The organism is Kitasatospora sp. NPDC059571 (assembly GCF_042735675.1).
Lineage (GTDB): Bacteria > Actinomycetota > Actinomycetes > Streptomycetales > Streptomycetaceae > Kitasatospora.
The window spans coordinates 1-11,669 of record NZ_JBHWBW010000236.1 but is presented as its reverse complement, the minus strand read 5'-3'; the positions used below and the strand labels follow the sequence as shown (position 1 = coordinate 11,669).

General features: G+C 73.4%; 11 protein-coding genes. 2 read left to right on the top strand and 9 right to left on the bottom strand.

Annotated elements, in window-relative coordinates:
• Window positions 1–156: 156 nt before the first annotated feature.
• From fahA to ACFV0G_RS23850, 9 genes are all read right to left on the bottom strand, one after another.
• On the bottom strand, window positions 157–1,365 hold the full coding sequence (fahA, locus tag ACFV0G_RS23890; protein WP_380551426.1) for a fumarylacetoacetase: 1,209 nt from the start codon (window positions 1,363–1,365) through the stop codon (window positions 157–159).
• Complete coding sequence (locus ACFV0G_RS23885; protein ID WP_380551423.1) at window positions 1,362–2,174, bottom strand: hypothetical protein; 813 nt, start codon at window positions 2,172–2,174, stop codon at window positions 1,362–1,364. Before ACFV0G_RS23885 ends, fahA begins: the two co-directional genes overlap by 4 nt.
• The gene (locus ACFV0G_RS23880) at window positions 2,171–3,370 is read right to left on the bottom strand and encodes a homogentisate 1,2-dioxygenase (RefSeq protein ID WP_380551420.1); all 1,200 of its coding nucleotides are present in this window, start codon (window positions 3,368–3,370) and stop codon (window positions 2,171–2,173) included. Before ACFV0G_RS23880 ends, ACFV0G_RS23885 begins: the two co-directional genes overlap by 4 nt.
• 25 nt (window positions 3,371–3,395) lie before the next feature.
• Window positions 3,396–4,604 (bottom strand): 4-hydroxyphenylpyruvate dioxygenase, encoded by a 1,209-nt coding sequence (hppD, locus tag ACFV0G_RS23875; RefSeq protein WP_380551417.1) that lies wholly within the window; start codon window positions 4,602–4,604, stop codon window positions 3,396–3,398.
• A gap of 153 nt (window positions 4,605–4,757) precedes the next feature.
• Window positions 4,758–6,065 (bottom strand): phosphoribosyltransferase family protein, encoded by a 1,308-nt coding sequence (locus tag ACFV0G_RS23870; protein ID WP_380551429.1) that lies wholly within the window; start codon window positions 6,063–6,065, stop codon window positions 4,758–4,760.
• Between the two features lie 86 nt (window positions 6,066–6,151).
• Window positions 6,152–6,451, bottom strand: a complete 300-nt coding sequence (locus tag ACFV0G_RS23865; RefSeq protein WP_380551414.1) for a putative quinol monooxygenase — start codon at window positions 6,449–6,451, stop codon at window positions 6,152–6,154.
• A 40-nt stretch (window positions 6,452–6,491) separates the two neighbouring features.
• Window positions 6,492–7,382, bottom strand: coding sequence for a hypothetical protein (locus ACFV0G_RS23860; RefSeq protein WP_380551411.1), 891 nt, complete (start codon window positions 7,380–7,382; stop codon window positions 6,492–6,494).
• A gap of 270 nt (window positions 7,383–7,652) precedes the next feature.
• Entirely contained in the window at window positions 7,653–9,356 is a 1,704-nt protein-coding gene (locus tag ACFV0G_RS23855) for an acyl-CoA dehydrogenase family protein (RefSeq protein ID WP_380551408.1), read from the bottom strand.
• On the bottom strand, window positions 9,356–9,919 hold the full coding sequence (locus ACFV0G_RS23850) for a PadR family transcriptional regulator (protein WP_380551405.1): 564 nt from the start codon (window positions 9,917–9,919) through the stop codon (window positions 9,356–9,358). Before ACFV0G_RS23850 ends, ACFV0G_RS23855 begins: the two co-directional genes overlap by 1 nt.
• Before the next feature lie 95 nt (window positions 9,920–10,014).
• Here ACFV0G_RS23850 and ACFV0G_RS23845 point away from each other — a divergent pair, with 95 nt between their 5' ends.
• Together ACFV0G_RS23845 and ACFV0G_RS23840 are read left to right on the top strand one after the other, a co-directional pair.
• Window positions 10,015–11,085, top strand: coding sequence for a DNA glycosylase AlkZ-like family protein (locus tag ACFV0G_RS23845; RefSeq protein ID WP_380551402.1), 1,071 nt, complete (start codon window positions 10,015–10,017; stop codon window positions 11,083–11,085).
• Window positions 11,086–11,155: 70 nt separating this feature from the next.
• Window positions 11,156–11,626 (top strand): SPW repeat protein, encoded by a 471-nt coding sequence (locus tag ACFV0G_RS23840; RefSeq protein WP_380551399.1) that lies wholly within the window; start codon window positions 11,156–11,158, stop codon window positions 11,624–11,626.
• The last annotated feature ends 43 nt before the right edge of the window (window positions 11,627–11,669 follow it).

The window sequence follows — 11,669 nt, the reverse complement described above, 5'->3', positions numbered from 1 at the left end:
GCTGGCAGCGGCCTGATAGCCACACCCAGCGCCCCTGGGCGACCCAACCTTACGAATGGCTCGATCAACCCGACTCAGAAGGTAGAGCGGCCTGAACGGGGCTGCCCCGGCGGTGTGGGCGCCGGGGCCGCCCCGTCGGGCGGGGCCGGCGTGCCGTCAGGGCACGATCCGGCCGGTCACCTCGCCGAAGCCGATCCGGGTGCCGTCCGGGCCGGGGGCGGTGGCGGTGATGGCGACCTCGTCGCCGTTCTCCAGGAAGGTCCGCTCGGTGCCGTCGGCGAGCTTGATCGGGTGCTCGCCGTTCCAGGTGAGCTCGATCAGGGCGCCGCGGGTCTCCGGCTCCGGGCCGCTGACGGTGCCCGAGGCGAAGAGGTCGCCGGTGCGCAGCGCGGCGCCGTTGACCGTCATGTGGGCCAGCTGCTGGGCCGCGGTCCAGTACATGGTGGCGAACGGCGGCCGGGAGACCGGGTGGCCGTTGAGCGAGACCTCCATGGCCAGGTCGAGGCCCCACGGCTCGCTGCTGCGGTCGTCGAGGTAGGCGAGCGGCTCGACGTCCCGCACCGGCGGTGCGACCCGGGCGTGCTCCAGCGCGTCCAGCGGCACCACCCAGGGCGAGACCGAGGTGGCGAACGACTTGCCGAGGAACGGGCCGAGCGGCACGTACTCCCAGGCCTGGATGTCGCGCGCGGACCAGTCGTTCAGCAGGCAGACGCCGAAGACGTGCTCCCGGAAGCCGCCCATCGGCACGGTGGTGCCGAGGGCGCTCGGGGTGCCGACCACGAAGCCGACCTCGGCCTCGATGTCGAGCCGCCGGGTCGGGCCGAAGGACGGCAGCGGCTCGGTCGGCGCCTTGCGCTGGCCGTGCGGCCGGACGATCGGCGTACCGGAGACCACCACCGTGCCGGCCCGGCCGTGGTAGCCGATCGGCAGGTGCTTCCAGTTCGGGGTGAGCGGCTCGGAGCCCGGCCGGAAGATCCGGCCCAGGTTGGTCGCGTGGTGCTCGGAGGCGTAGAAGTCGACGTAGTCGGCGACCTCGAACGGCAGGTGAAGCTCCACCTCGGCCAGCGGCAGCAGGCAGGGCGCCACCACCGGGCGGTGCGCCTCGTCGGTGAGCCACTCGGTGAGCGCCGCGCGGACCTCGCGCCAGGTCGGGCGCCCGGCCGCCATCAGCGGGTTGAGCGTGTCGGCGTCGAGCAGCACGGAGGGCGCGCCGGCCGCGCGGGCCGCGGCGCCGGCGTCCAGCACCGAGTCGCCGATCCGGACGCCGATCCGGCGCCGGCCGGGCTGGTCGGCGGCGGTGAAGACGCCGTACGGCAGGTTGTGGACGCCGTACGGGGAGTCCTGCGGGATGGCGAGCCAGGTCAACGGTCCTCCTGGGGTGTGCGGAGCAGGCCGAGGTCGGCCAGGTCGGCGAGCGGTTCGGCGATGCTGCAGGTGCCGAAGGAGGTGAACGACGTGCGGATCCGCTCGATCTGCCGCCCGGTCAGGCCGATGACGGCCCCCGACAGTACCGTCCCCGACCGCTCGGCGAGGATCTCCGCGACCGCGGCCCGGTCGCTGCCGGCCTCGGCGGCCAGCAGCACGTTCAGGAAGCCGTGGTGGTCGAAGCCGGTCGCCGGGTCGGTGTGCCGGACGGCGTGGTGCAGCCCGGCGGTGCACTTGTACGGCACCGAGCGCTCGGCGCAGCCGGCCAGGAAGGCGGCCAGCTCGGCGGTGGACGGGAAGGCCTCCGCCGCGAGCCCGCCGGTGCGGTACTTGGCGCGGTACGGGGTGCCGGCGAGCGCGTCCAGGGACTTCTCCGGGGCGCCGTCGCGCGGCAGTTCGACCGCCGCGGTGACGCCGGCCGGCAGTGCCCCGGCCAGTTCGGCGACGGTGGCCGCCACGTCCGCGGCCGCGATCTCGACGCTCACCACGTCGAGGGCGGCCGCCGCGGACAGGGCGGCGGCCGGGCCCGCGCTGCCCCCCGGCAGCACCAGCCCGACCGGGATCCCGGGGCCGACCTCCGCCAGCTCGGCCACCAGGCCGGGCCCGCACAGGAAGGGCCCGACCGCGTCCGCGTACCAGGCGGAGCGGTGGCCGAGGTGCGCGGGCACCGCCCGGCGCAGCGGCAGGTCGCCGGGCGGGAAGACCGCCGCGTCGTCGAACAGGCCGCGGAACAGCTCGGGAACGCTCACCGGCCCGGCCCCCGTCCGCCCGACCACGTCCAGGCGTAGCCCGCGTCCTCGGAGGCGGTGCCGCCCTCGCCGAGCTCCAGCGGGCGGAAGGTGTCGACCATGACGGCGAGCTCGTCGAAGAACTCGGCGCCGATCGAGCGCTCGTAGGCGCCCGGCTGCGGGCCGTGGGTGTGCCCGCCGGGGTGCAGCGAGATCGAGCCCTGCCCGATCCCGGAGCCCTTGCGCGCCTCGTAGTTGCCGCCGCAGTAGAACATGACCTCGTCGCTGTCCACGTTGGCGTGGTAGTACGGCACCGGGATCGACAGCGGGTGGTAGTCGACCTTGCGGGGCACGAAGTTGCAGATGACGAAGTTGTTGCCCTCGAAGACCTGGTGGGCCGGCGGGGGCTGGTGGATCCGGCCGGTGATCGGCTCGAAGTCGGCGATGTTGAAGGCGTACGGGTAGAGGCAGCCGTCCCAGCCGACCACGTCGAACGGGTGGTGCGGCACCGTGTAGCGGGTGCCGACCACGCCGTTCGTCCCGCGGTGCTTGACCAGTACGTCCACGTCGGTGCCCTCGACCAGCAGCGGACCGGCCGGCCCGCGCAGGTCGCGCTCGCAGTACGGCGCGTGCTCCAGCAGCTGGCCGAACCGCGACAGGTACCGCTTGGGCGGGGTGATGTGGCTGTTGGCCTCGATGCAGTACACCCGCAGCGGCGCCTCGCCGGTGGGCACCCAGCGGTGCGTGGTCGCCCGCGGGATGATCACGTAGTCGCCCTGGACGGCGTCGATCGTGCCGAACACCGTCTCCACGGTGGCCGTGCCCGACTCGACGTAGACGCACTCGTCGCCGAGCCCGTTGCGGTAGAGCTCGCTCGGGGCCCCGGCGACGGCGTACGAGATCCGCACGTCGGCGTTGCCGAGCACCAGGCGCCGCCCGGTGACCGCGTCGACGCCCTTCCACTCCTCGCCGAAGAGCTGGTGCAGCTTCAGGTGGCGGGGGATCAGCGGCAGGTTCGGCACGGTGGCCTGGCTGGGCAGCTCCCACGGCCGGGCGTCCACGATCGCCGAAGGGATGCCCCGGTGGTAGAGCAGCGAGGAGTCGGAGGTGAAGCCCTCCTCGCCCATCAGCTCTTCGTAGTACAGCCCGCCCTCGGGGGTGCGGTGCTGGGTGTGCCGCTTGGGCGGGATGTCGCCCAGCTGCCGGTAGTGCGCCATGGTGTCCCGGTCTCCCTCGTGGGTCTCAGAGGTTTCCGCGCCGCTCCTGCTCGCGCTCGATGGCCTCGAAGAGCGCCTTGAAGTTGCCCTTGCCGAAGCCCAGCGAACCGTGCCGCTCGATGAACTCGTAGAAGACGGTCGGCCGGTCGCCGATCGGCTTGGTGAAGATCTGCAGCAGGTAGCCGTCCTCGTCGCGGTCCACCAGGATGCCGCGCGACTTCAGCTCCTCGATCGGGACGCGGACCTTGCCGATCCGCTCGCGCAGCGCGGGGTCGTCGTAGTAGGAGTCCGGGGTGTTGAGGAACTCCACGCCGCGCGAGCGCAGCACGTCGACGGTGGTGAGGATGTCGTTGGTGGCGAGTGCCATGTGCTGGCAGCCGGCGCCGGTGTAGAACTCGAGGTATTCGTCGATCTGCGACTTCTTCTTGGCGATCGCCGGCTCGTTCAGCGGGAACTTCACCCGGTGGTTGCCGCTGGCGACGACCTTGGACATCAGTGCGGAGTACTCGGTGGCGATGTCGTCGCCGACGAACTCGGCCATGTTCACGAAGCCCATGACCCGGTTGTAGAACGAGACCCACTCGTCCATCCTGCCGAGCTCGACGTTGCCGACCGCGTGGTCGAGCGCCTGGAACAGCCGCTTGGGGGCGCCCTCGGGGCGGACGACCGTGGACTGCCTGGCGACGTAGCCGGGCAGGTAGGGGCCGCGGTAGCGGGAGCGGTCGATCAGGGTGTGCCGGGTCTCGCCGTAGGTGGCGATGGCGGCGCGGCGCACGGTGCCGTTCTCGTCGGAGACGTCGTTCGGCTCCTCCAGGATCGTGGCGCCCTGGGCGCGGGCGTGCGCGATGCACTTGTCGACGTCCGGCACCTCCAGCGCCAGGTCGACCACGCCGTCGCCGTGCCGGCGGTGGTGGTCGAGCAGCGGGCTGTCCGGGGAGACACCGCCCTTGATCACGAAGCGGCAGGAGCCTGAGCGCAGCACGAACGCCTTGCGGTCGCGGCGGCCGGTCTCCGGGCCGGAGTAGGCGACCAGCTCCATGCCGAAGACGGCCTGGTAGAACTGCGCGGTCTGGGTGGCGTTGCCGACGACGAAGACCACCGCGTCCTGGGCGGTGACCGGGAAGGGGTCGCCCGCCGCATCGTGCTCGACCAGGCCGACGAGGGTGCGCAGCTGCTCGGCGTCGAGGCCGGCCTCCAGCTCCTCGGGCGTGAGTTCCAGGGCGTTGGCGGTCATCGGTGCTCCTCCGCGTTGAGGTTCTCCGCACCGCGCGGGGTCAGGGCGGTTGCGGTTGCGCCGAGCTTGCCCCCGGTCGGGGGGCTGGGCAACAGGTCCGTTTTCCACTGATCAATGTGTACAAGATGAGCAGGTGGGGGGCGTCGGGGCTGATCACATTGACCAGTCGGAGGCCGCCTTTCCCAGGTGGCGCGCGAACCACTCGCCGGCGAGCCGTGCGACCTCCTCCAGCGTGCCCGGTTCCTCGAAGAGGTGCCCGGCGTGCGGGACGACCGCCAGCTCGCCGGTTGCGCCGAGGGCGGCCAGGGCGACCCGGTTCAGCTCCAGCACCACCGGGTCGGCGCCGCCGACGATCAGCAGGGTCGGTGCGGTGACCGCGGCCAGCCTCGGCGCGGCCAGGTCGGGGCGGCCGCCGCGGGAGACCACGGCGGCGACCCGGACGTCCGGCTCGGTCGCCGCCCACAGTGCTGCGGCGGCGCCGGTGCTGGCCCCGAAGTACCCGATCGGCAGTCCTGCGCACTCCGGTCGGGCCGCCGCCGAACGGGTGGCCGAGGCCAGCCGCGCGCCGAGCAGGGCCGGGTCGAAGACCTTGGCCCGGTCGGGCTCCTCCTCGGCCGTGAGCAGGTCGAACAGCAGGGTGCCGAGTCCGGCGTGGTGCAGTTCGCCGGCCACGTACCGGTTCCGCGGGCTGTGCCGGCTGCTGCCGCTGCCGTGCGCGAACAGCACCAGGCCGACCGCGCCGGCCGGCACCGACAGCAGCCCGGGCAGCCGGAGGCCGCCCGCCTCCACCTCGGTCTCCCGGGTGTCCCGGCCGGTGGCGGCGGCGGGTGGCGCCGCCGCGTCCAGCAGCCGCTCCACCTCCTCGTCGGAGGTCTGTGAGAAGTCCGTGTAGAACTCACCGATCGCCCAGAACCGCGCCGGGGTGAGCGGGCAGACCAGCTCGTCCGCGTCGCCGCCCAGCCGCTCGGCCCAGTCGGCCGGCGCGACCGGGACGGCCAGCACCACCCGGGCGGCGCCGCGGGCGCGCACGATCCGGCAGGCGGCGAGCGCGGTGGAGCCGGTCGCCACCCCGTCGTCGACCACCACGACCGTCCGGCCGGCCAGCGGCACCGGCGCCCGTCCGCGCCGGTAGCGCCCGGCCCGGCGCTCCAGCTCGGCCCGCTCGGCCCGCTCGACGTCCGCGAGCTGCCGGGCGGTGACCCGGGCGTCGTGCATCACCGCGTCGTTGAGCACCCGGGCGCCGTCCTCGCCGATCGCGCCCATGCCGAGCTCGGGCTGGAACGGCACGCCCAGCTTGCGGATGACGCAGATGTCCAGCGGTGCGCCGAGCGCCCGGGCGACCTCGGCCGCGACGGGCACACCGCCGCGCGGCAGGGCGACCACCACCGGGTCCGCGCCCCGCCACCGCTCCAGTTCGGCCGCCAGCCGGCGGCCCGCCTCCACACGGTCGCGGTAGTACATGGCGAGCTCCTCCACGGACGGCTGAGCCTCCCCCGTCCACCGTACGTCCGCGGCGCGCCCGGCCCCGTCCCCGGAGCCGGGCGGTGTTACGGGAGCTTGGCCGCGAGGACGTCGACCCGGCGGATCTCGGGCGGGGCGGCGAGCAGGCGCGGGGCGGCCTCCATCAGGGCGGCTGCGATCGCGCCCTGGAGGTGCGCGGTGCGGCCCTGCTCGTCGTCGAAGGTGTCGTAGATGCCGAACACGGTCTCGCTCTCGCGGAACGCGAACCAGGTCCGGGTGCCGGCCTCCTGCTGGGCCAGCGGCAGGGCGCCGGCCAGCAGGGCGGCCACCTCGGCCGCGTGCTCCGGCGCGGCCTCGATCCGGGCGAGCAGTCCGACGCTGGGCATGGTGGTACCTCCGGGGTGGGTAGCGGGTGGTCGGGCGGGGTCAGGCGTGCAGTGCGAAGTCCTCCAGCGAGACGGTGGTCTCGCCGCTCTCGGTCCGGTACCGCACGCAGTACTGCCGCGGGTACCAGCCGGGCTTCTGCCAGGCGGCCGGCTGCTTGACCGCCCGGCACGCGGCCGAGGGGTCGGCGCCGTCCGCGGCCCGGAGGTCGGAGAGCGCGACCATCGGCTCCAGGAAGGTGACCCGGGCGTCGTAGACGCCGTAGACGAAGGTCCGGGTGAACCCGTGCCCGTGCCACTCGTCGCCGGTGAGGTCGGTCAGGTGGTTGCCCATGGCGACCTGGGCGAGGCCCTTGTCGGTGTAGTCGGTGGGGAGGTACTGCGGAGGCAGCGGGCGGGTCGCCGTGGCGTAGTCCTCGCAGTTGACCAGGATGCCGCAGGGCCCGGGCCGGATCGCCTGCCGCTCGGCGTCGGACTGCAGGTAGAAGTGCACGTCGAAGTGCGGCTTGTCGTAGACGTGCGGCGGACCGTGGCCGGCCGGGTCCCAGTCGAGCAGCGCGAAGGTGAGCGGGTTGCCCGGCAGGGCGCTCAGCGCGGCGGGCAGCCGCATCGGGTACTCGTGGCCGCCCGCGCACTCCTTCATCGGGTCGATCGTGCCGTCGCCGTCGCGGTCGAAGCAGTGCTTGCCGTCGGCGGGCTCGGTGGGCAGGCCGTCCAGCGCGCCCCGGGTGAGCGCGACGCCGATCGCGAGCGGCCGGTCGCCGGCCAGCTGCACGTAGGTGTGCGCGGCGCCGCCGCCGAGCGGTACCGGCCGCCCGTACGAGGTGCGCACCTGCGCTGCTGCGGCTGCGGGTGCGGCGGGCAGCAGCGCCGCGGCCATCGCGGCGGCGGCCAGGGCTCGGCGGACGGTCAGGGAACGCGGATTCGGCGGCATGCCGGCGGCCTCTCAGCTGGACGGTACTGAGGGCCACTGTGCCGCTCCGTCAGCCCGGCGGCTCGGCGTGCTGCTCCGTCCGGGCGCACCGCGGTGATTGCCCGTCAGGTGATCCCCGGTCCGCCGACGTCCGCGCGGACACACGTTCTTGACGATCGCTTTACCACCGCATGGATATCATGAACGCGTCAATACTTGGACCTCCCGGCGGACGGGGGAGGGGGCGCCGGAGAGGCGGCACCCCCTCCCCGGGGGCCGGGTGTGCAAGCCCTAGGGCTCCATCGCGTACGCGCCGGACAGTGCCTCGACCTGCGTCCAGACCCGCTCGGCGCGCGCGGCGTCCGCGACCGGGCGGCGGACGTGCGCCAGCGCCCAGGCCGCCTGCTCCTCGGTGGTGGAGGACTTGCCGTGCAGCTCGGTGGCGTGCGCGGAGAAGTCCCGCACCAGGGCGTCGAAGATCTGGTCCAGCAGGTCGGCGTCCGCGCCGGTCAGCCCGGCCTGCTCCAGCACCAGCTGGCCGTAGACGACCAGCGCGAACAGCTGGCCGATCTCCAGCAGGAAGTCCAGGTCCTGCTGCTGCTCGGCGCTGGGCGCGTGGGCCAGCAGCAGCGCGCAGAGACCGTCCGCCTGCTCGCGGAAGCGGGCCACGTTCGGCACCGCGGCGAAGGTGTCGTACGCGGTGCGCCAGTCGTGGAAGCGGATCGCGCCGAGGCCGCGGGCCGGGCCCTGGCGGAACAGGAACGTGTCGTCCGCGGCGTCCAGCCGGCTCGGCACCGGCGCGAACTCCGCCGGGTTGAAAAGGTAGTTGCCCATGAACTTGAGGATCAGCGCCAGGTTGACGTGGACGGTGCCCTCCAGCTTCGGCAGGCCGCGGATGTCCTTGGCGGCCTTGTCGAAGTAGGTGTCCGCCTCGAAGCCCTTGGCCGCGATGACGTCCCACATCAGGTCGATGACCTTCTCGCCCTCGGTGGTGACCTTCATCTTGGTCATCGGGTTGAAGAGCAGGTAGCGGCGGTCCTCCGGCGAGGCGGTGCGGAAGTAGTCCACCGAGCGGGAGCTGAAGAGCTTCATCGCCGCCAGGCGGGCGTAGGCGTCGGTCAGTTCGCGCTTCACGTGGGCGAACTCGGTGACCCGCTTGCCGTACAGCACCCGGTTGTGGGCGTGCGTCACGGCCTCGTACATCGCGTGCTCGCAGATGCCGATCGAGGCGGTGCACAGGTTGAACTTGCCGACGTTGACGGTGTTCAGCGCGGCGTCGAAGGCGGCCTTGCCGGTGTGCAGCACGTCCTCGGCGCGCACCGGGTACTCCTCCAGGCGGAACTCGCTGACGTACATCTGCGCGTTCACCACGTTCTTGACCAGGTGGTACGCCTCGTGCCGGCTGTCGGCGGCGAAGAAGACGTAGCCCTCCGGGCCCTCCACGTCGGAGCGGCGGCCGAAGACCGAGACCAGGCCGGCCACGTTGCCGTTGCCGATGTAGTACTTGGAGCCGGTGGCGGTGAACCCGCCCTCGCCGTCCGGGGTGAGCACCATGTCGGTGGAGTAGATGTCGGCGCCGTGGCTGCGCTCGGACAGGCCGAAGGCCATCACGTGGCCCTCCGTCAGCAGCCGTGCAGCGCGGGCGCGGACGGCCTCGTTCTCGCTCTGCCAGACCGGCCCCAGGCCGAGGATGGTGACCTGCCAGGTGTACCAGTAGCCCAGGCCGTAGAAGCCGAGGATCTCGTTGAGCTCGGCGATCCGGGCGGTGTCCCAGCGCTTCGCCGGGTCCGCCGAGGACGGCGTCAGGAACTCGGCGAACAGGCCCTCCTTGGCGGCGAACTCCAGGAAGTCCGCGTACCAGGTGCGGTCGATGTACGTGTCGAGCAGCGCCTTCTTGCCGCGCGACTCGAACCAGTCGACGGTGGCGCGCAGCAGCCGGCGGGTGGTGTCGTCGAACTGCGCGGGGTCGTAGGTGCGCGGGTTGAACAGCATCATCAGGTCCCGGGGGTCGAGGGTGGGGTGCCGAGGCGGTGCAGGGTGGCGAGCACGTCGTCCAGCCAGGCGAGGATCATCCGCTCGTACTCGATCCCGCCGCGCAGCACCACGTGCTGCAGCTGCTGTCCGGCGTCGAGGGCGTCCGGGTCCGGGAAGTCGCGCCGCTCGCCGACCAGGTAGTGGTCCAGCAGCGCGGCGTGCTCGGCGCGGTACCGCTCGACCTCGGTGACGAGCGCGGCGGGGTCGCCGAAGGCGGCGGCCCGGATCTTCACGGCCAGCTCGTGCCGGACGGTCTCCGGCTCGACCGGCTCGTGCAGCCAGTCGACGAGGACGGCGCGCCCGTCGGACGTCGCCGACCAGACCTTCTTGTCCGGCCGCCCGTCCTGGACGACCTCCCGGGAGGCGACCCAGCCGTCGGCCTCCATCCGGCGCAGCACCCGGTAGATCTGCTGGTGCGTGGCGGTCCAGAACCGCCCGATCGACCGGTCGAAGCGGCGGGCCAGTTCGTAGCCCGACCCGGGCTGCTCCAGGAGTGAGACGAGGATCGCGTGCTCCAGTGCCATGCCGTCATCCTCCTATGCAACGAGTTGCATAGGCAATGCGGCGTCGCCCGGGTGAGATGCAGCTCACCCGTCGGGGCTCGCGCCACAATGGCCCGATGGACGATCAGGAGCTGCTGCGGCGCCGGATGCACGCCCAGTTCGGCCGGCCGGAGGGCGCCGCGGCGGCGGTGGCCCGGAGCTCCGCCGGGGTGCAGGCGCAGGACGCCGCGGCGGCCCGGCTGGCGCTGCGGGCCCGCGGCGTTGCGGACCCGGCCGAGCCGGGCCGGGCGCTGGCGGCCGGCGAGGTCGTCGTCCTCCCGCTGATGCGCGGCACCCTGCACCTCGTCCCGGCCGCGGACGCCCGCTGGCTGCTCGGGCTGTTCGCCGGACGCAACCTGGCCGGCGGGGCCCGGCGCCGGCGCGAACTGGGCCTGACCGAGGAGGTCTGCGCCCGCGCGCTGGACCTGCTGCCCGGACTGCTGGAGGTGCCGCGCAGCCGGGCGGAGCTGGTGGCGCTGCTCAACGCCGAGGGGGTCGGCATCGACCCGGCGGGCCAGGCGCCGGCCCATCTGATGGGGTACGCGGCCGCGTACGGGGTGCTGTGCCGCGGTGCCGACATCGCGCCGCGCGAGCCCGGGTACGTTCCGCTGCCGCCCGGCGGACCGGCGCCCGCGGACCCCGCGGCCGCGCTGGCGCTGCGCTACCTGGCGGCGTTCGGGCCCGCCGGGCCGGCCGACTTCGCCGCCTGGGCGGGCCTGCCGCTCGCCGCCGCCCGGCGCGCGCTCGAGGCCGCCGGGCCGGCGGAGGAGGCGCCCGGCCTCTTCGCCGCCCCCGGTGCCGACGGCCCGCCGGCCGGAGGGCCTGCGGTCCGGCTGCTCGGTGCGTACGACGGCTACCTGCTCGGCTACCGCGACCGCTCGGCGATGCTGGACGGGGCGTTCGCGAAGCGGATCAACGCGGGCGGCGGGGTGATCAGGCCCGCGCTGGTGGCGGACGGCCGGATCCTCGGCACCTGGCGGCGGGAGCGCGGCGCGCTGCTGGTCGAGCCGTTCGGGCGGCTGCCGCGCGAGGTGCGGGACGCCCTGGAGGGGGAGGCCGCCGCGGTGGCCGCCTTCCTGGGCGGCGAGGCCGTGCTGAAACTGCTCCGAGCTGCCGAAGCCCGGCATTCGGGTGATAATCACGCATAAAGGGTAGATAAGGGACACAATGGGTGAAGGACTCGTGCCTTCCTCGTCCAGACCTTGGAGGTGGTCCTCGGTGTCGACACAGAGCCCGACGGGCATGGAACACCACCCGGACATCATCGAACTGCGTGAACACTACGAGCGCGTGACCGCGACGCCGCTGGCCCAGGGCGTCGAGGCGCTCTCCATCTGCGCCGGACTCTTCCTGGCGATCTCCCCGTGGGTGGTCGGCTTCGGCCTGAACCCCGTGGTCGGCGCCTTCTCCGGCCTGAGCGTGAGCAACCTGCTCTGCGGGCTCGTCTTCGCCTACATCATGGCCGGGTACGGCTCCGCGCTGGAGCGCACCCACGCGCGCGCGTGGGCCGCGATGGCGATCGGCGTCTGGACGATCATCGCCCCCTGGGCGACCGTCGGCGGCGAGGCGGTCAACCGGACCATCTGGACCAACGTGGTCACGGGCGCAGTGATGGCCTGCCTGGCCGGCGCGGCCTTCGGTCTCACCCTGACCGGGGCCTCGTCCAGGATGGGGCGCAGCCGCCGCTGAGGCGGACCGATCCGGACGGAACGGACGGGCGCGGACCGGGAGG

Excerpts from the sequence above, each read along its gene's own strand:
- ACFV0G_RS23880 (WP_380551420.1), bottom strand. The coding sequence starts at position 3,370 with ATGGCGCACTACCGGCAGCTGGGCGACATCCCGCCCAAGCGGCACACC.
- hppD (WP_380551417.1), bottom strand. The coding sequence starts at position 4,604 with ATGACCGCCAACGCCCTGGAACTCACGCCCGAGGAGCTGGAGGCCGGC.
- ACFV0G_RS23870 (WP_380551429.1), bottom strand. The coding sequence starts at position 6,065 with ATGTACTACCGCGACCGTGTGGAGGCGGGCCGCCGGCTGGCGGCCGAA.
- ACFV0G_RS23865 (WP_380551414.1), bottom strand. The coding sequence starts at position 6,451 with ATGCCCAGCGTCGGACTGCTCGCCCGGATCGAGGCCGCGCCGGAGCAC.
- ACFV0G_RS23860 (WP_380551411.1), bottom strand. The coding sequence starts at position 7,382 with ATGCCGCCGAATCCGCGTTCCCTGACCGTCCGCCGAGCCCTGGCCGCC.
- ACFV0G_RS23855 (WP_380551408.1), bottom strand. The coding sequence starts at position 9,356 with ATGATGCTGTTCAACCCGCGCACCTACGACCCCGCGCAGTTCGACGAC.
- ACFV0G_RS23850 (WP_380551405.1), bottom strand. The coding sequence starts at position 9,919 with ATGGCACTGGAGCACGCGATCCTCGTCTCACTCCTGGAGCAGCCCGGG.
- ACFV0G_RS23845 (WP_380551402.1), top strand. The coding sequence starts at position 10,015 with ATGGACGATCAGGAGCTGCTGCGGCGCCGGATGCACGCCCAGTTCGGC.